At 66.0% G+C, this 18,501-nt stretch carries 17 protein-coding genes; 9 read left to right on the top strand and 8 right to left on the bottom strand.

The features are described from left to right. Positions 1-3: 3 nt before the first annotated feature. Both lipB and AB5K84_RS20270 read left to right on the top strand, forming a co-directional pair. Entirely contained in the window at positions 4-753 is a 750-nt protein-coding gene (gene lipB / locus AB5K84_RS20275) for a lipoyl(octanoyl) transferase LipB (RefSeq protein WP_171463778.1), read from the top strand. A 199-nt stretch (positions 754-952) separates the two neighbouring features. Further along, positions 953-1,666 (top strand): DNA helicase, encoded by a 714-nt coding sequence (locus AB5K84_RS20270; protein ID WP_110116309.1) that lies wholly within the window; start codon positions 953-955, stop codon positions 1,664-1,666. Positions 1,667-1,711: 45 nt separating this feature from the next. Here the strand turns inward: AB5K84_RS20270 and AB5K84_RS20265 are convergent, their stop codons facing one another. Further along, positions 1,712-2,134, bottom strand: coding sequence for a tautomerase family protein (locus AB5K84_RS20265; RefSeq protein ID WP_011088015.1), 423 nt, complete (start codon positions 2,132-2,134; stop codon positions 1,712-1,714). Positions 2,135-2,247: 113 nt separating this feature from the next. Here AB5K84_RS20265 and AB5K84_RS20260 point away from each other — a divergent pair, with 113 nt between their 5' ends. After that, positions 2,248-3,099, top strand: a complete 852-nt coding sequence (locus AB5K84_RS20260; RefSeq protein ID WP_110116310.1) for a LysR family transcriptional regulator — start codon at positions 2,248-2,250, stop codon at positions 3,097-3,099. A 12-nt stretch (positions 3,100-3,111) separates the two neighbouring features. Here AB5K84_RS20260 and AB5K84_RS20255 read toward each other — a convergent pair whose 3' ends face one another. Genes AB5K84_RS20255 through AB5K84_RS20245 form a run of 3 tightly spaced genes read right to left on the bottom strand, consistent with a single transcriptional unit; the run spans position 3,112 to position 5,784 of the window. Then, positions 3,112-4,548 carry a TIGR01777 family oxidoreductase gene (locus tag AB5K84_RS20255; RefSeq protein ID WP_060912539.1) on the bottom strand — a complete coding sequence of 479 codons (1,437 nt, stop codon included), beginning with the start codon at positions 4,546-4,548 and terminating at the stop codon, positions 3,112-3,114. Then, positions 4,545-5,210 (bottom strand): DUF4166 domain-containing protein, encoded by a 666-nt coding sequence (locus AB5K84_RS20250; RefSeq protein ID WP_011088018.1) that lies wholly within the window; start codon positions 5,208-5,210, stop codon positions 4,545-4,547. The genes AB5K84_RS20255 and AB5K84_RS20250 overlap by 4 nt, the downstream gene beginning before the upstream one ends. 16 nt (positions 5,211-5,226) lie before the next feature. Next, positions 5,227-5,784, bottom strand: a complete 558-nt coding sequence (locus AB5K84_RS20245) for a GbsR/MarR family transcriptional regulator (protein WP_028171470.1) — start codon at positions 5,782-5,784, stop codon at positions 5,227-5,229. A gap of 155 nt (positions 5,785-5,939) precedes the next feature. Between AB5K84_RS20245 and AB5K84_RS20240 the strand changes: the two genes are divergently transcribed. After that, the gene (locus AB5K84_RS20240) at positions 5,940-7,460 is read left to right on the top strand and encodes a PAS domain-containing sensor histidine kinase (protein WP_028171469.1); all 1,521 of its coding nucleotides are present in this window, start codon (positions 5,940-5,942) and stop codon (positions 7,458-7,460) included. A 176-nt stretch (positions 7,461-7,636) separates the two neighbouring features. Here the strand turns inward: AB5K84_RS20240 and AB5K84_RS20235 are convergent, their stop codons facing one another. The 4 genes from AB5K84_RS20235 to AB5K84_RS20220 form a co-directional block, all read right to left on the bottom strand. Then, positions 7,637-7,936 carry an acylphosphatase gene (locus AB5K84_RS20235; protein WP_011088021.1) on the bottom strand — a complete coding sequence of 100 codons (300 nt, stop codon included), beginning with the start codon at positions 7,934-7,936 and terminating at the stop codon, positions 7,637-7,639. Then, entirely contained in the window at positions 7,933-8,799 is an 867-nt protein-coding gene (locus AB5K84_RS20230; RefSeq protein ID WP_011088022.1) for an isocitrate lyase/PEP mutase family protein, read from the bottom strand. Before AB5K84_RS20230 ends, AB5K84_RS20235 begins: the two co-directional genes overlap by 4 nt. Before the next feature lie 148 nt (positions 8,800-8,947). Further along, entirely contained in the window at positions 8,948-10,963 is a 2,016-nt protein-coding gene (locus AB5K84_RS20225) for an acetyl-CoA carboxylase biotin carboxylase subunit (RefSeq protein WP_060912540.1), read from the bottom strand. A gap of 187 nt (positions 10,964-11,150) precedes the next feature. Then, positions 11,151-12,233 carry a zinc-binding metallopeptidase family protein gene (locus AB5K84_RS20220; RefSeq protein ID WP_110116311.1) on the bottom strand — a complete coding sequence of 361 codons (1,083 nt, stop codon included), beginning with the start codon at positions 12,231-12,233 and terminating at the stop codon, positions 11,151-11,153. 221 nt (positions 12,234-12,454) lie between these two features. Here AB5K84_RS20220 and AB5K84_RS20215 point away from each other — a divergent pair, with 221 nt between their 5' ends. The 5 genes from AB5K84_RS20215 (at position 12,455) to AB5K84_RS20195 (ending at position 18,491) form a co-directional block, all read left to right on the top strand. Beyond that, positions 12,455-14,932: a hybrid sensor histidine kinase/response regulator gene (locus tag AB5K84_RS20215; RefSeq protein WP_110117319.1), complete on the top strand. Its 2,478-nt coding sequence runs from the start codon at positions 12,455-12,457 to the stop codon at positions 14,930-14,932. Positions 14,933-15,083: 151 nt separating this feature from the next. Continuing rightward, positions 15,084-15,524, top strand: a complete 441-nt coding sequence (locus AB5K84_RS20210) for an EamA family transporter (protein WP_011088026.1) — start codon at positions 15,084-15,086, stop codon at positions 15,522-15,524. Between the two features lie 65 nt (positions 15,525-15,589). Next, positions 15,590-16,858: an MFS transporter gene (locus AB5K84_RS20205; RefSeq protein ID WP_110117320.1), complete on the top strand. Its 1,269-nt coding sequence runs from the start codon at positions 15,590-15,592 to the stop codon at positions 16,856-16,858. Positions 16,859-16,883: 25 nt separating this feature from the next. Beyond that, positions 16,884-18,134 carry an arsenic transporter gene (locus AB5K84_RS20200; RefSeq protein ID WP_162603577.1) on the top strand — a complete coding sequence of 417 codons (1,251 nt, stop codon included), beginning with the start codon at positions 16,884-16,886 and terminating at the stop codon, positions 18,132-18,134. A gap of 120 nt (positions 18,135-18,254) precedes the next feature. Further along, positions 18,255-18,491 carry a hypothetical protein gene (locus tag AB5K84_RS20195; RefSeq protein WP_162603578.1) on the top strand — a complete coding sequence of 79 codons (237 nt, stop codon included), beginning with the start codon at positions 18,255-18,257 and terminating at the stop codon, positions 18,489-18,491. Positions 18,492-18,501: the final 10 nt, after the last annotated feature.

Here is an 18,501-nt window from a genome sequence, read left to right as displayed (position 1 = left end):
CCAATGGTTAATTCGCCTCAAAACCCCCGCCAAGATCAGCGTCAAGACCTCGATCTGACGTCGTTTTCCGCCACAGGCGGCGAGCCCGTCGAGTGGCGGATTTCGGACGCGCCGGTGCCCTATCCGGAGGCTGTAGCCGCCATGGAGGCGCGGGTTGCCGCGATCGCGGCCGGCGAGGCCCCCGAGCTGGTCTGGCTGCTCGAACACCCCCCGCTCTACACCTCCGGCACCTCGGGCAAGGATTCGGACCTGCTCGATCCCCGATTCCCGACCTTCGCCACCGGGCGCGGCGGGCAGCTCACCTATCACGGGCCCGGCCAGCGGGTGGCCTACATCATGCTCGACCTCAAGCGCCGCCGGCCTGATGTCCGGGCCTATGTCGCGAGCCTGGAGGAGCTGATCCTGAAGACGCTCGCCGCCTACAACGTCCGCGGCGAACGGCGCGAGGACCGGGTCGGCGTCTGGGTGAAACGGCCTGACAAGGGATCGGAGCACGAGGACAAGATCGCCGCGATCGGCGTCCGGCTGAAGCGCTGGGTCTCGTTCCACGGCATCGCCATCAATGTCGAGCCGGAGCTGTCGCATTTCGCAGGGATCGTGCCCTGCGGCGTCGCCGATCCCCGCTACGGCGTCACCTCGCTGGTCGATCTCGGCCAGCTCGTGACGATGGCCGATGTCGATGTTGCGCTTCGGCAGGCGTTCGAAGAGCTGTTCGGACCGACCCGCGCGCTGGTGCCGGAAGCGGCCGCCTGACATTTTCCTGTTCGAGCCTGACCGCGCGAGTTCTCCGCTCGTAATGGAATCGGCTATGCTTGTTTCAGGTGCCGCCCACGCCTCCCCCCTCCGCCGGGAAAGCAGACCTCATGCCGGGCGAGTTGATTATCGGCCGACTGTTCGAGCGCCAGGCATAAGGAGGGGTTGCGATCCATGCTCGCAATGGGAGGTTTTGACGATGAGACTCTCTGCACCCATCTATCATCTGAAGCGCGAGGCGAAGCGCCTGTCCCGCGAGGAAGGCATTCCGCTCCACCACGCGCTTGACCGCATCGCCACAACGGAAGGGTTTTCCGCCTGGAGCATGCTTGCGGCAAAAGCCGCCGCGATGACGCCGGCCAATCGGCTGTTCCCGCAATTCCGGCCGGGTGACCTGGTGCTGGTCGGGGCGCGCCCCGGTCAGGGCAAGACGCTGATGAGCCTCGAACTTGCCGTGGAGGCGATGAAGTCGGGCCATCGCGCCGCGTTCTTCTCGCTCGAATACACCGGGAAGGATGTGCTGGATCGCCTTCGCGCGATCGGCGTCGATCCCGCGCAATTCGCTGACATGTTCGAGGTCGATTGCTCGGACGCGATCAGCGCCGATTACGTTGTCAAGCAGATGGCCGCAGCACCCCGCGGCACGGTCGTGGTGATCGACTATCTGCAACTGCTCGACCAGAGGCGAGAAAACCCTGATCTGACCGTTCAGGTGCGCGCGCTGAAATCGTTCGCGCGCGACAAGGGGCTGATCGTCGTCTTCATCTCGCAGATCGACCGGTCCTATGATCCCTCAGTCAAGCCGTGCCCCGACCTCGACGATGTCCGCCTGCCGAACCCGCTGGACCTGAAGCTGTTCGACAAGACGTGCTTCCTGAACAATTCCGAGGTTCAGTTCCGCGCGGCGAGCTGATGGCTTCAGGCCGCGGGTGAGATGGTTCACCCGCGGCCTGCAACATCATGCCGCCTTCAGCGCAACCTCGAGCTTGCCGGCGATGTAGCGGCGCTCCTGGGTCAGGCCGCCAAAGCCGTAGGCGTCGCCCTTGACCTCGTCGACATGCAGGTAGGTCTCGGGGTGCAGCGGGCCCAGGATCTCGGCCATGCGCTTGAACATCGCGGCGAGATAGGCGGCCTTCTCGTCCTTGGTGTTGGTGCCTTCGCTGACGTGGATGTCGATCCAGTAGCTGGCAAGCTTCTGCTCGGCGAGCGACCTGCCGCCGGCGAACCAGTCGCCGGCATCGACGGACTTCACGATGATGGCGGTCACCTTGGGATCCTTGTGCAGGATCTTTGCGGTGAGTTCGGACACGGCGCTGGCGATGTCGGCCTTCAGCGACGGCGACTGGCGGGACGTGGTGTAGGACACGGTGATCAAGGGCATGGTCGTTCTCCTCAAGATGCCGCACTGGCGTTGCGCGGTGGTGATGAGAAGCTAGACCTCCCCGCGTCATTTTGGTATCTTATCTATATTGATACCAGTGATAACTAATCATAATGACAGCCACCCTCGACATCGCCACCATCAAGGCCTTCCTGCTGGTCGCCGACCTCCAGAGCTTTACCCGCGCCGCGGAAGCGCTCGGCACCACCCAGGCCGCCGTCAGCCTCAAGCTGCAGCGGCTGGAGACGTTGCTCGGCAAACGCCTCGTCGAGCGCTCGCCGCGCGCGGTCCGGCTCACCGCCGACGGCGCCGCGTTCCTCGATCTCGCCCGTACGCTGATGGAAGCGCATGACCGCGCGCTGTCCGGCGATACATCGACTGCACAATCCCTCTCGCTCGGCATCTCCGACCATGCTGCGGGCCCCGAACTGGTGCCACTGCTCGAACGGCTGCACGCGATGTCCGCGAACCTCACGCTCGCCGTCACCATCGGCTTCTCGCGCGAGATGCAGGACGCCTATGACGCGGGCGAGCTGGATGCGGTGATCGTCCGCCAGGAAGGCAGCCGCCGCGGCGGCGAAAAACTCGCCGAGGACGAGTTTTGCTGGTTCGCTGCACGACGCTTCACCCTGCCGAAGGGTGAGCCGCTGCCGCTCGCGACGCTCGCCCCGCCTTGCGGCGTTCGCGCCATTGCGGTCCGCGCGCTCGACAGGGCCGGCCTCGCCTGGCGCGAACGTTTTGTCGGAGGCGGCGTCACCGCAGTGGTCGCTGCCGCGCTTGCCGGACTTGCCATCGCGCCGCTGGCGCGGCGGATCGCGCCTCCCGGGCTGATCGACATCGGGCCCACGCACAAGCTGCCGAAACTCGGCAGCTCGAAGGTGATGCTGCATTCGAAGGTCAGCGATCCCGCGAAGCTGGCGGCGCTGCGGGCGGTGGCGGCGACGTTCAAGAGCGTCGCCGCCTGACATCCCATCGCCTCACAAGATGGCCTCGAACGCGCTGCGCAGCGTCTCGTGCCGGAACACAAAACCGCGGCTCAGCGCCTTGTTCGGCAGCACGCGCTGACCGCCGAGCAGGAGCTCGTCGGCAAAGCCGCCGCCGATCCGGCGCAGCAGGCCGCCGGGGATGCGGAACACCGCGGGCCGATGCAGGCGGCGGCCGAGCTCCTCGGTGAACTTTGCGTTGGTGACCGGGATCGGCGCGGTGGCGTTGACGGGCCCAGTGAGATCGGGCGTCGCGATCACATAGGCGATCAGCCGGATCAGATCGTCGCGCTCGATCCAGGACATCCACTGCCGCCCGGTGCCGAGCGGCCCGCCAAGGCCGAACTCGAACGGCGTCAGCATGCGCGTGATGAAGCCTCCTTCCGTGCCGAGCACGAGGCCGATGCGCAGATAGACCACGCGCACGCCAAGCTCCTCCGCCGGCCGCGCCGCCTGCTCCCACGCCGCGCACAGTTCGTGGCTGAAGCAGGCATGCGACTTCGCCGACTCCGTCAGCACCTGGTCGGCCCACAGGCCGTACCAGCCGATCGCGGAGCCGCTGACGAGCACGTCGGGCTTGTGGTCGAGCCGCGCGATCAGCTTGACGACCTCGCCGGTCATGTCGATGCGAGACTTCAGTATCTCTGCGCGTTTCGCCTCGGTCCAAAGGCCGTTGCCGATCGGCTCGCCGGCGAGATTGACGATGGCGTCGATACGCATGTCCGAGGCGAGCTGATCGAGGCTGGTGATCAGCGTCACCGGCGGCGGCAGCAGCTCGGCCTTCGCCGGGTTGCGAATGAGCGCGATGACGTGATGCCCTGCCGCGCTGAGGCTCGCCGCGAGGCGGCTGCCGATGAAGCCGGTGGCACCTGTGATCAGCACGGTCTTGCGCCCGGGGAGCTTTTCGACGAGCCCGTACGCCGGCACGCTCGTCATGCGGCCGAGCCGGCGCACCGCCGCAAAATCCCTGATCCCGCAGAGCGCTGCGCCGACCGCACAGGCGGTCGCTGCGATGCTGAGCAGACCTTGATACACGACGGTCACGCCGAACGGCCGCATCGCCCAGTCGATCAGGACCGGCAGCAGCAGGACGAGAATGGCGCCGTAGTTGATCGCAAGCAGCGTGTGATTGATGCGCTCGCTCGGCGGCAATTTCCGGCTCAGATCCTCCTCGACGAAATCCATCAGCGTGATGACGACCTCGGCGACCAGCACCGCGACGATCGAGAGCGCCAGCAGGCCATGAACCTCGAGCCAGCCGAGCACGAGGAACAACAGCGCGTAGAGCATGTTGCGGACGCCGTGCAGCTTCAGCTCGAAGCGCTGCGACGGACGCCAGGCCAGGCGCTCGGTGAATTCGTGGTGATAGAAGGTGTCGAACACGCCCATCGCGATCTGGACGGCGATGAGGATCCACAACAGCGGCGTCATGATACGGCCTCCCTGAAGGTGGCGGACTGGTGGATCAGCGCACCGTAACGCGGGTGACTGAGATCGAGGGTGAAGCGGAAGGCGCCCTCGCCGAGATCGCGATGCGTCACCGTGAGGTCGCCCGGCGTCAGCCATCGCGGCAACGGAATCCACAGGCTTCCGAGCTGGAGCCCGTAAGCGGCGCTGCGGAAGGTCAGCACCTGGTCCTCGACCGCGATGCGCAGCGCCATCGAGAGGCCGAAGCCGACATATTCCTCGAGCCCGGTCGGACCGGCGAAGCGCTTTGCGGAATGGATCACCTGCGGAAAGCCGCGCTTGCGCGCGCAGATGCGCGTCCAGGTCTGGCCGCCGCTGGCGCCGTCCTCGGTGACGGTGACGATCATCGGCACGCCGGTGTCGCGGCCGGTCGGCAATGGCCCGCCGATCAGGCGTACGAGCTGCGCGAGCCACCAGCCGATGTCGCTGAAAGCGACCTCGTCGACGACGCCGACATAAACGACGCTGTCGCCGTCAGCGACGCGCTTGGAAAAGCGCCGCCAGGTCGCGAGCGGCAGGCGGCCCCAATCCTCGTCCGACAGCAACGCACGGAAGCGGCGGTCGTCGAGCAATTTGGCGTGAGTGGGAAGAGATGCGCTGGAACCTGATAATCGAGCCGACGTCATCGCACCCTCCCCGACGCTATTTGACCTTGCCCAGCGGCAGCAGGTTGACGACCTTCTCGCCAAGCCGCATCAGGGCGACCAGCCGCGGCCGCGGCACCTTCAGCATCTGCATGAACCAGTGGTCGGCGAGCTCGGTGAAGGCGAGCATCTCCTTCAGCCGTTTGCTCGCGACCGGATTGATGGTCGGATCGTCGGCGGCATCGGACACGCAGGCCCGGAGCGCTACGATCGCTGGATCGAGCTCCCGCTCCTTGCGCCGCGCCGCGATCCGGGCCGCAACCTCCCAGATGTCGGTCTCGGCTTCGAAATGATCGCGGCGGTCGCCGAGGATCGGCACCCGCCGGATCAGGCTCCAGGCCAGCAGCTCCTTGATCGAGTTGGAGACGTTGGAGCGCGCCATGCCGAGCGTGTCGGCGATGTCCTCGGCGGTCATCGGCGCTTCCGCCAGATAGAGCAGTCCGTGGATCTGGCTGACCGAGCGGTTGACGCCCCATTCGTCGCCCATGTCGCCCCAATGCAGGATGAAGCGCTCGACGGCGGCAGGGAGTTTCTTCTTTCCGGTCGTTTCTGTCATAACAGAAATATCTGACGGATGAGATTGACTGTCAAGTGCTCCCCGACGGCCCGTCCCCCTGCATACCGTCCGCTGCATTTGCCTAAAAACTTCCCAGAGGCCAGGAACCAAACGACTTATTCAGCGTTTGCACGGGTCGAGGCAGGGTGTCCGAAATGGTTAGAAAGTCCAATCAGCAGAGAGACTTGTTCGAGAGCGAACGCAGTTTCCGGCTGTTGGTCGAAGGGGTTGCCGACTACGCCCTGTACATGCTCGATCCCAAGGGGATCATCACGAGCTGGAATATCGGTGGCGAGCGCATCAAGGGCTATTCGCCCCAGGAGATCGTCGGCCAGCATTTTTCGCGTTTCTACACCGAGACCGACCGGGCCAACGGCAAGCCCGCCCGCGCCCTCGGCATCGCCCGCGACAAGGGCCGCTACGAGGAGGAAGGCTGGCGCGTCCGCAAGGACGGTACCTTCTTCTGGGCGAGCGTCGTGATCGACCCGATCTACGAGGACGGCGAGCTCATCGGCTTCGCGAAGATCACGCGCGACATCACCGAGCGACGCAACACGGAGCTCAAGCTCGAGGCGATGCAGAAGCAGCTTGCCGAATCCCAGAAGTTCGACGCGCTCGGCCAGCTCACCGGCGGCGTCGCCCACGATTTCAACAATCTCCTGATGATCATCAGCGGCAGCCTTCACACCCTGAAGCGGGGCGCCGACGACGGTGCCAAGCTCCAGCGCGCGATCTCGGCGATCGAGACTGCGACCCGGCGCGGCGCCGCGCTGACCAACCAGCTCCTCACCTTCGCGCGGCGACAGAGCGTCAACCCGCAGGCGATCGATCTTGCCGAGCGCATCGGGGCGATCCGCGAGGTGCTCGAGGCCGGCGTCGGCAGCGCCGTGCGCCTCGCCTTCGACATCGCCCGCGAGGTCTGGCCGATCAGAACCGACGTCTCGGAGTTCGAGACCGCGCTGCTCAATCTCGTCATCAATGCCCGCGATGCGATGCCCGACGGCGGCACGGTGACGATCCGCGCCCGCAACGTCGTGCTGGACGAAGCTCCGCTCGCCGGCGAGTTCGTGGCGATCGACGTCGCCGACACCGGGCTCGGCATTCCCGCCGACGTCGTCGACAAGATTTTCGAGCCGTTCTTCACCACCAAGCCGATCGGCAAGGGCACCGGTCTCGGCCTGTCCCAGGTGCACGGCTTTGCGCACCAGGCCGACGGCACGGTGAAGGTCGCAAGCGAGCTCGGCAAGGGCACGACTTTCAGCATCCTGCTGCCGCGCGGACGGGATGTGCCGGCGCGGGAAACGGCGGAAGCGGTGCCGTTCCGCGGCGCCGGCACGGTGCTGCTGGTCGAGGACAATCCGGATGTCGCCATCGTCAGCATCGGTCTGCTGGAGCAGCTCGGCTACCGCGTTCGCCGCGTCCCCGACGCGGAATCCGCGCTGCGCGAGCTCGAGCAAAACGGCGTCGATTTCGTCTTTTCGGACATCGTGATGCCCGGCAAGATGGACGGCCTCACCCTCGCCCATCATCTGCGCCTGATCCGCCCCGGCCTGCCGATCCTGCTCGCCACCGGCTACAGCGAGGCCGCCGCCGACGTGCGCGGCGATTTCCCGATCCTGCGCAAGCCCTACGAGATCCACGAGCTGAGCGAAGCAATCGCGAAGCTGCCGAGGTGATCTTCACCTCTCCCCGCTTGCGGGGAGAGGTCGAATTCGATCGCAGATCGAATTCGGGTGAGGGGGTACAGGTCACTCGACGACCACTCGTGTTGAGAGAGGCTCCTCACCCCAACCCTCTCCCCGTAAGAACGGGGTGAGGGAGCACACCATCTGTGTGGAACGAGGTGTAGCTCTCAAACCGTCGGCAACACCGAGAACTTCTCCCCTGCCCTGCGCAGGTTCAGCTCATCCGCACCGGCCGTCTCGCTGGTGACACTGTCGACGCGCGAGGATGGCGGACCATGGCGGCATAGCGCGACCATGTCGGCGACGTGGTTCGGCGCGCCCGCGAACAACGCTTCGACGCTGCCGTCGCGGCGGTTGCGGACCCAGCCTTCGAGGCCGCTCGCGGTGGCCTGGTATTCGACCCAGGCACGATAGCCGACGCCCTGCACGCGGCCGCGGATCATGACCTGGAGGATCGCCCGGCTCATTTCTTGAATCCGAGCACATCGGCGCCGCGCGCCTTCGTCTCGGCCTCGCGCATGACACGGCTGGTCAATTCCGCGGACGCCAATCCCTTGAGCGCTTTGGGCGGCGCGCCTTCGCGCAGCGCCTTCAGCGTATCGTGGACGGCCTGCGTCGCGGCCGCGATCGGCGCATGGCCCTGGAGCGCGATGCGCACGCGCTGGCCGGCGAGATAATCGGGCGCATTCAATTCTTCCGGCGCGCCGCCGAGCACGATCGGCAGATGCGTCGCGGCTGCGACTGCTTCAAGCTCGGCACGCGACTTGATGCCGGTGAAGAACAGCGCATCCACGCCGGTCGCCTCGTACGCCTGCGCGCGGCGGATCGTATCGTCGAGCGAGGTGATCGCGGCAGCTCCAGTGCGGCCCATGATGACGAGCGTGGGATCGCTGCGGCCGCTGAGCGCCGCCTTCATCTTGCCGACGCCCTCCTCCAGCGAGATCAATTGCGTCTTCGCTTCACCGAAGGCGGCCGGCAGCAGCGTGTCCTCGATGGTGAGACCGGCCGCACCCGCCGTCTCCAGCTCCTGCACGGTGCGGCGCACGTTGAGCGCATTGCCATAGCCGTGATCGGCATCGACCAGCACCGGCAGCGCGGACGCGCGCGACATCCGCCGCATCTGCTCGGCGAGCTCGGTGAGCGTGATCAGCGTGATATCGGGGTCGCCGAGCACGGCGAGCGAGGCCACCGAACCGCCGAACATGCCGAGCGGAAAGCCGAGATCCTCGGCGATGCGGATCGAGATGGCGTCGTAGACCGAGCCGGGATGGATGCAGCCCGGACCCGACAGGATCGATCGCAGTTTTTCGCGGCGGGAACGAAAGGCCATGGTCGCCTCACTCTCAATTCCTCATCCTGAGGAGCGCGCTCTTGCGCGCGTCTCGAAGGATGAAGGCCCGGCTGGTGGCCTCGCCCTTCGAGACGCCGCGCAAGCGCGGCTCCTCAGGGTGAGGGTCGACTGTTGTGCTCCGGAGTGCTTACGCAAACTCCAAAATCAGTGCGTCCACCGCGAGCGTCGCACCGGCGCTGGCGTGGATCTTCTTCACGGTGCCGTCCTGCTCGGCGCGGAGCACGTTCTGCATCTTCATGGCTTCGACCACCGCGAGCGTCTCGCCGGCCTTGACCTCCTGCCCTTCCGTCACCGCGATCGAGACGATGAGCCCGGGCATCGGGCAGAGCAGCTTCTTGCCGGTGTCGGAGGCCGTATTCACAGGCATCAGCCGCGCCGAGGCGGCCTCCGCCTCGGTCCAGACATAGACCGGCACCTCGACGCCCTGATGCGCGAGGCGGATGCCGTTGGCGATCGGCCGGGCCTGCACCGCGACGAAATGGCCGTCGATGGTGCCCTGCCAGACCGGATCGCCCGGCTTCCACGGCGACTGCAATAGATGCACGTGGCCGGCCTTGCCCTCGGCATCGACGAAGCGCACCGCGATCGCCTCGCCCTCGCGACCGACCTCGAGCGAAATCTCCTGGCGGTCGAGCCAGACCGCGCGGCGGCGCTCACGCTGCACGACGCGGCCACCAAGCTGACCGGAAATCTGACGCTTGCGTTCACCCAGCACGTGGTCGATGGCGGCGCCGACCGCGGCGATCCGCCGGGCGACCTCGCCTTCGGGCACGCGCACCGCAAAGCCCTTGGGGAATTCCTCGGCGATGAAGCCGGTCGAGAGCCGGCCCTCGCGCCAGCGCGGATGATGCATCAGCGCCGACAGGAACGGGATGTTGTGACGGATGCCGTCGACATAGAACGAGTCCAGCGCGGTCGCCTGTGCCTCGATCGCGGCCGCGCGCGACGGCGCGTGGGTGACGAGCTTGGCGATCATCGGATCGTAATGGATCGAGATCTCGCCGCCTTCCTGCACGCCGGTGTCGTTGCGGATGGTGATGCCGTCCTGGCTCGCTTCCGCCGGCGGACGATATTTCACCAGGCGCCCGATCGAGGGCAGGAAGTTGCGGAACGGGTCTTCGGCGTAGAGGCGGGATTCCACGGCCCACCCGGTCAGCGTGACGTCCTTCTGCGCAAGGCCGAGCTTCTCGCCTGCGGCGACGCGGATCATCTGCTCGACGAGGTCGATGCCGGTGACGAGCTCGGTGACGGGATGCTCGACCTGGAGGCGCGTGTTCATCTCCAGGAAGTAGAAGCTCTTGTCCTGGCCTGCGACGAACTCGACGGTGCCGGCGGAATCATAGTTCACGGCCTTGGCCAGCGCGACCGCCTGCTCGCCCATCTTGCGGCGGGTGGCCTCGTCGAGCAGCGGCGACGGCGCTTCCTCGATGACCTTCTGGTTGCGGCGCTGGATCGAGCATTCGCGCTCGCCGAGATAGATGACGTTGCCGTGCTTGTCGCCCAGCACCTGGATCTCGATGTGGCGGGGATCGACGATGAACTTCTCGACGAAGACGCGGTCGTCGCCGAACGAGGCCTTGGCCTCGGCCTTGGCGAGGTTGAAGCCTTCGGCGACCTCGCTCTTCGAATTCGCGATGCGCATGCCCTTGCCGCCGCCGCCGGCGGAGGCCTTGATCATCACGGGGTAGCCGATCTCGTCGGCGATGCGGACCGCGTGCTTGTCGTCCTCGATGACGCCGAGATGGCCCGGCACGGTCGAGACCTTGGCCTTGGCGGCCGCCTTCTTGGATTCGATCTTGTCGCCCATCGCGGCGATCGCGCCCGGGTTCGGGCCGATGAAAACGAGGCCGGCCGCCTCCAGTGCGCGTGGGAACGCCTCGCGCTCGGACAGGAAGCCGTAGCCGGGATGCACGGCCTGTGCGCCCGTCTTGCGGCAGGCCTCCACGATCTTCTCGATCACCAGATAGCTCTCGGCCGCAGCCGGCGGGCCGATCAGCACGGCCTCGTCGGCCATCTCGACATGGAGGGCATCGCGGTCGGCCTCGGAATAGACCGCGACCGTTTCAATTCCCATCCGGCGGGCAGTCTTGATGACCCGGCAGGCGATTTCGCCGCGATTGGCGATCAGGATGCGTTTGAACATGCTTTTCTTGAGTCTCGACCTTGGGCGGGACCCTTCCCCGACCGTTGGGGCCTCTGGGATGGGCCGTGTGACCCCCGTGGTACATTAAAATAGGCCGGAGGCAACGGTCTAAATCCGGCCCCTCTGGTGTACCAGCGCAAGACCGAAACGGGCTTGGGCAACGGGCTTGGCGCGCCCCGGGATGGGCCTACGGCTTTCCGGCCCTGGCCGCGTCCCGCAACAGGGCGTGAATGAAGTCGAGTTTGGCGACCACCGCCTGCGACAGGATGAACGGATAGAGGTCGCGCATGCCCATGGCGCGGTTGACGCTGTTCATGGCGAAGGTGAAGGGCAGCCATGCGTCGACCAGCGTCTGGACGCCACGTGCCTCGTAGGGGTTGAACCGGAGCCGCGTCGACAACTCTCCGTCACGATCGACCCGCGGCCGCACCTCCATACCGAACTCGGAGGCCATCTCCAGGGTGTCGACGATGTGGAGGTAGTGCGCCCAGGTTTCGGCGAAATCCTCCCAGGGGTGTGTCGTGGCGTAGGCCGAGACATAGCTCTGCTGCCAGTCCGGCGGCGCGCCTTCGGCATAATGGCGCTGCAAGGCCTGGCCGTAATCGGCCGAATCGTCGCCGAAGACGGCGCGGCATGCGTCGAGCTTGCCACCCTCGCGGACCAGCACGTCCCAGAAATAGTGTCCGACCTCGTGACGGAAATGCCCGAGCAGCGTCCGGTAGGGCTCGCCCATCTCCAGCCTGCGCCGCTCGCGCTCGATGCCGTCGGTTTCAGTGAGCGCGATCGTGATCAGGCCGTTGTCATGGCCGGTCATGATCCTCTGTCCGCTGTTCGGATCGTCGGCGAGGAAGTTGAAGATCAGGCCGCGCTCGGGATTGTCCTGCCGGTTCTGGAGCGGCAGCTTCCAGCGGATCAGGGAATAGAACAGCCGGTGTTTCGCCACCTCCAGCTCGCGCCAGCCGGCGAGCTGAGCCGGATCGGAGAGATCGGGCACCATGCCGTTGTGACGGCAGGCGCGACAATATCCGTTGGTATCGCCCGGATCCGTCAGCCAGTTGCAGGCATCGTACTCGGCATTGCGGCACAGCATCCGTCCCCTGCCCTTATCGGCCAGCGTCGTCCAGGACACCGCCTGAGCCTCGCCGTCCGGCTCGAGCGCCGACATCGTCTCCTTCTCCGGGAGGAAGGCGACGCGGTGACCGCAGCGTCCGCAGGCGCGGTTCTCGAAATAGAGGACGTTGCCGCAGGACTGGCAGACAAAGAGCTTCAAGATTTAGCCTCTTCGAAAACGGAGTTTTATGAATGAGCGTTATGGCGCCTCGCAAAGACGCGTCCGCAGACGCATCGTTCCAATCTTCGGAACAAATAGCCAGCCCCGCCGTTAGCCGACCGGACTTTTCCGCGTTCAGGCTGGCCGCGGGCCTTTCCGACAATCTATCCCCTTTGAGCAATGGCTATCACGCTTTGTCTGTGTGAATATTGGTCCGGCACGTGCGCACACGCATCACAACGGCCGACGCCTTGAACGATCCTTTGCCAGAGACAATCGCCGCCGAAAGGCTGCGCCAGCACCTCGAAGATGTCGCGCGCGAGCGCGACAATGCCTATCGCGCGCTCCAGGAGCGCGAGGCCGAGCTCGCGCGCATCCAGCGCATCGGCAAGGTCGGCGGCCTCGAGGTCGACTTCCGCGAGGGCTTCAAGAACCGCCGCTCGCCGGAATATCTGATGATCCACGGCCTGCCCCCCGAGGCCGCCGACGAATCGCACGAGGACTGGGTCAACCGCATCCATCCCGATGATCGCGACGCCGCGGTGAAACACTTCTTCGATGTGCTGGCTGAGACCAGCGAGGATTATACCGCCGAATACCGCATCATCCGTCCGAGCGACGGCGAGACCCGCTGGATCCGCGTCGTCGCCAAGATCGAGCGTGACAGCAACGGGCGCGCCATCCGTCTCGTCGGCGCCCATATCGACATCACCGACCAGATGCTCGCTCGTGAGACGCTGCGCGAAAGCGAGGAGCGGTTTCGGCTGATCGCCGACAGCGCGCCGGTGCCGATCTGGGTCACAAAACTCGACCGCAAGCGCTCCTTCGCCAACCAGGCCTATGTCGACTTCGTCGGCCTGCCCTACGAGGAGGCCATCGATTTCGACTGGCGCAAGGTGCTGCATCCGGACGACCTGCCGCATGTGCTCCAGCAATCCGTCCAGGGTGAAGCGTCGCTAAAACCCTTCGTGCTGGAAGCGCGCTACAAGAACGCCAGCGGCGAATGGCGCTGGCTGCGCTCCGAATCCCAGCCGCGCTGGGATCCGACCGGCAAGCATATCGGCTTCATCGGCGTCGCCCACGATATCACCGCCGCCAAACAGGCCGAGATCGAGCTGCGGCGGCTCAACGAGACGCTGGAAGAGCGCATCGTCGAGCGTACCGCCGAGCTCGAATCCAACGAGGCCCGCCTGCGCGCGATCCTGGAGACCAGCAACCAGTATCAGGGGCTGGTCAACCTCGAGGGCGAATTGCTCTACGCCAACAAGACCGCGCTCGCCGGCATCCGCACCGAGGCGCGGGACGTCATCGGCCAGCCGTTCTGGGACACGCCGTGGTTCACGGAGACCCCGGGCATGAGCAACGTCGCGCGCGAGGCCTTCGAGACCGTGCTGAGGGGCGAAGCGGTGCGGATGGAGATGCGGCTGCGCCTGCCGATCGGCGAGCGCGATTTCGAGTTCGGCATGCGCCCCGTGCTCGACCGCCACGGCAACATCACGGGCGCGGTGCCGGAACTGGTCGACATCACCGAGCGCCGCCGCGGCGAGGAAGCGCTGCGGCAGTCGCAGAAGATGGAGGCGATCGGCCAGCTCACCGGCGGCGTCGCCCACGACTTCAACAACCTCCTGACCATCATCCGCTCGGCGACCGACTTCCTGCGCCGGCGCGAACTGCCGGAGGAGCGGCGCCGCCGCTATGTCGACGCCATCTCCGACACCGTCGAGCGCGCCTCGAAGCTGACCGCGCAGCTTCTGGCCTTCGCGCGACGGCAGCCGCTGAAGCCGCAGATCTTCAATGTCGGCAGCCAGGTCGAGGGCGTGGCGCAACTGGTCCGCCCGCTGGTCGGCGGCCGCATCGAGATCAGCGTCGAGGTTCATGACACGGATTGCTTCACCGTCGCCGACGTCGCGCAGTTCGAGGCCGCTTTGATCAACCTCGCCATCAACGCCCGCGACGCCATGGACGACGAAGGCCGCCTCACCATCGCGGTGCGCAAGGTGCAGGGCATCCCGAGCCTGCGCGCGCAATCGGCGCGTGGCGGCGACTATGTCGCGATCTCGGTCGCGGATACCGGCAGCGGCATCGCGCCGGAAAACATCGACGCCATCTTCGAGCCGTTCTTCACGACCAAGGAGGTCGGCAAGGGCACCGGCCTCGGCCTCAGCCAGGCGTTCGGCTTCGCCAAGCAGTCCGAAGGCGACATCGCGGTGATGAGCACGCCTGGCAAAGGCGCGACCTTCACGATCTACCTTCCGCAGGCGCAGAGCCCGGCCGCCGACGACGAAGCCGCAGCGCGGACCAGCGAGGCCGCGACCACCGGGCGCGGCTACCGCGTGCTCGTGGTCGAGGACAATGACGACGTCGGCCAGTTCTCGACCGAACTGCTGGAGGATCTCGGCTATGTTGTCCGGCGCGTTGCCAACGCCAGTGCGGCGCTCGCGATCCTCGGCGAGAACGAATTCGCCGTCGACCTCGTCTTCTCCGACGTCATCATGCCCGGCATGAACGGCGTCGAGCTCGCCGGCATCATCCGCGAGCGCTATCCGGGCCTGCCCGTCGTGCTCACCAGCGGCTACAGCAACGTGCTCGCCGAAAACGCTCATCGCGGCTTCGAACTGATCCAGAAACCATATTCGGTGGAATCGCTGTCGCGCATCCTGCGCAAGGCGATCACCGAAAAGCTGTCGGTGGCGCGGTGAATGTTATAGTTGCACAAAGCTCCCACAGACTCCGTCGTTGCGAGCGCAGCGAAGCAATCCAGGCTGCCTCCGCGGAAAGACGCTGGATTGCTTCGCTGCGCTCGTAATGACGGCGCTGGCGCCCCGTCCCAAAGCAACGGAACTTGACGACATGAAACCCGCCCTCCTCTCCGCCTGGCAGACCTGGGCGCTGCTGTCCGCTTGCTTCGCCGCACTGACCGCGATCTTCGCCAAGGTCGGCGTCGAGAACATCAATCCGGATCTGGCGACCTTCATCCGCACCATCGTGGTGCTGCTCGCCTTTTCGGTACTGCTGTTCTTCACCGGGCAATTCGCCGTGCCCTCGGCGATCTCGTCCAGGACCTGGCTGTTCCTGGTGCTGTCGGGGCTCGCGACCGGCGCATCCTGGCTGTGCTATTTTCGCGCGCTGAAGCTTGGCCCCGCCACGCTGGTGGCGCCGATCGACAAGCTCAGCGTCGTTCTGGTTGCTCTCTTCGCGTTCGCCTTCCTCGGCGAGCGTCCGACAGCGCAGGGCTGGACCGGCATCGCCATGATCGGCGCCGGCGCGGTGCTGCTCGCGGTGAAGTTTTGACGCGGAACAAAGCTGCCGTGACATCCGTTGCTGCCGGGGCGCTTCTCGCCTCGATCGAGAGACTGATGTCGAGCCGAGATCCCGAACAGGCAAGGCAGGCCGGGCACGCGCTGGATGCGGCCAACTTCTTTCTCGCCGACGTCCGCGACGGGCTTGGGCCCTATCTTGCCGTCTATCTCCTCACCGAGCAGCACTGGGACGAGGCGCGCATCGGCCTCGTGATGTCGATTGCCACAGTCGCGGGTATCGTGGCGCAGACACCGGCCGGCGCGCTGGTCGATGCGACCCGGGCGAAGCGGCTGGTGATGGTTGTCGCCGCGATCATGGTGACGCTTGCATCGCTGTCGCTGCCGTTGTTCCCCGGCTTCGTGCCGGTCGCAATCTCGCAAGGCATCGCGCAGGCCGCCGCCGTGGTCTTTCCACCGGCGATCGCCGCCGTCTCGCTCGGCATCTTCGGCCACGCCGCTTTCACCCGGCGGATCGGCCGCAACGAAACTTTCAACCATGCCGGCAACGCGGTCGCGGCGGGTCTTGCCGGCCTCTCCGCCTATTGGTTTGGCCCGACCGTGGTGTTCTACCTTCTCAGCGCCATGGCAATCGCAAGCCTTGTCAGCATCCTTGCGATCCCCGAACGGGCCATCGACCACGACCTCGCCCGCGGGCTGCACGACGCCGATACACGGAGCGAACAGCCGTCAGGCCTCGCGGTGCTCCTCACCTGTCGCCCTTTGCTCGTCTTCGCGATCTGTGTCCTGCTCTTCCATCTCTCCAACGCGGCAATGCTGCCGCTGGTCGGCCAGAAGCTCGCGCTCCAGGACAAGAACATGGGCACCAGCCTGATGTCGGCCTGCATCGTCGCAGCCCAAGTGGTGATGGTGCTGTTCGCGATGCTGGTCGGCGCCAGGGCCGACCGCTGGGGCCACAAGCGCTTCTTCCTCGCTGCGCTGCTGATACTGCCCATTCGAGGAGAGCTCTACACGCTCTCCGACAATCCGTTCTGGCTGGTGGGCGTGCAGCTTCTCGACGGTGTCGGCGCCGGTATCTTCGGGGCGATCTTCCCCGTCATTGTCGCCGACCTCATGCGCAACACCGGACGTTTCAACGTCGCGCAGGGCGCGGTCATCACCGCCCAGAGCATCGGCGCGGCGCTGTCGACGACGCTTGCGGGCCTCGTCGTGGTCGGTGCGGGCTACAGCGCGGCGTTCATCACGCTCGGCGCGGTCGCTGCGATCGGCGCGATCGTCTGCCTTGTCGCCTTGCCCGAGACGCGGCATGGAACCTTGCCGCCGCTGGGGAAGACAGCGCCGCCGACATCAGCTATCGCTGCCGAATGAGCCGACCAAACCTCAAGGACTGAACGTGCCGTCTGACGCCATCTGGGCCTGGAGCATCATCGTCGCCGCGACCGCCGGCGTCATCATCCGTCCCTTCCGCCTCCCCGAAGCGATCTGGGCCGTGATCGGCGCTGGCGCCCTCGTGCTGCTCGGCTTGCTGCCGTGGCAGGATGCGCTTCTCGGCATTGGGAAGGGCGTCGATGTCTATCTCTTCCTGATTGGCATGATGCTGATCGCCGAACTGGCGCGGCTCGAGGGCCTGTTCGACTATCTCGCCGCGCTCGCGGTGGAATATGCAGACGGATCGCCGCAGCGGCTGTTTTTGCTGATCTATCTCGTCGGCACCCTTGTCACCGTGCTGCTCTCCAACGATGCCACCGCGATCGTGCTGACACCCGCCGTCTATGCCGCGACGCGCGCGGCCGGCGCCAAGCCGCTGCCCTATCTGTTCGTCTGCGCCTTCATCGCGAATGCCGCAAGCTTCGTGCTACCGATCTCCAACCCGGCCAACCTCGTCGTGTTCGGCGCGCGCATGCCGCATTTGACCGAATGGCTGCGCCTGTTCGCCCTGCCCTCGGCAGCCTCGATCCTGCTCACCTATGTCGTTCTGCGCCTGACCCAGCACCGCGCGCTGAAGGAAGAGACCATCGCGCGCAGCGTGCCGCATCCGAAGCTCAGCCGCGGCGGCAAGCTCACAGCCGTGGGCATCATCGCGATCGGAATCGTGCTGGTCACGGCCTCCGCGCTCGACAGGCAACTCGGCTTGCCGACCTTCATCTGCGGCGTGGCGACGTCCGCGATCGTGCTGCTGATCAGCCAGCAGTCACCTTTGCCTGTGCTGCGCGGCGTGCCCTGGAGCGTGCTGCCGCTGGTCGGCGGGCTCTTCGTCCTGGTGGAAGCGCTGGTGAAGACCGGCGTGATCGGGCAGCTCAGCGCGCTGCTGCACCAAGCGGTCGCGCAATCGATCCCGAAAGCTGCCTGGAGCGTCGGCATCGCGACCGCATTCGCCACCAATGTCGCCAACAATCTTCCGGTCGGCCTCGTCGCCGGCTCGGTCGCCGCCAGCGATCATTTGCCCGCGCCCGTCGTCAGCGCCATCCTGATCGGCGTCGACCTCGGCCCCAATCTGTCGGTAACAGGGTCGCTCGCCACCATCCTCTGGCTGGTCGCGCTGCGGCGGGAGAAGATCGAGGTTGGCGCCTGGCCGTTCCTCAAGCTGGGTCTGCTGGTGACGCCGCCCGCTTTGGTCGCCGCGCTGGCTGCCGCGATCAGGTAGTCGCGGCCGAACCCGCCGACCAATCAAGTGCAATTGTTTGCGGTGCATCAATGCCGGCGGGGCTACCGCGGCTAGAGTTCACTTGTCGCGCGATACATGCCGCGGCAAGGAAGGTTCATCATGCAGATTCAATCAAAGGCGCTGCCGCAGCGCTTTTCCCTGCGTCGCGAAATCCGGAGCTTCATCGCGCCCGCTGAAGGCCGCGGGGAGACATCCCATCCCCTGCTCGTCTTCTCCGTCGTGGCGCTGCTGGCCCTGTTCGCCATCGTGGAAATCGACCTGCACGCCGCCCAGCTTCAGGCCATCGGCCTGCTCAGCCATGGGACCGGGATCGATCCCGTCTTCCTGAGCCCGTAGCTGGAAAAGC

It is taken from the genome of Bradyrhizobium sp. 1200_D9_N1_1, from assembly GCF_052075915.1.
In the GTDB taxonomy this organism is placed as follows: domain Bacteria; phylum Pseudomonadota; class Alphaproteobacteria; order Rhizobiales; family Xanthobacteraceae; genus Bradyrhizobium; species Bradyrhizobium diazoefficiens.
Note: the sequence above shows the minus strand (reverse complement) of the source record. Positions and strands in the feature narration are given on the sequence as shown.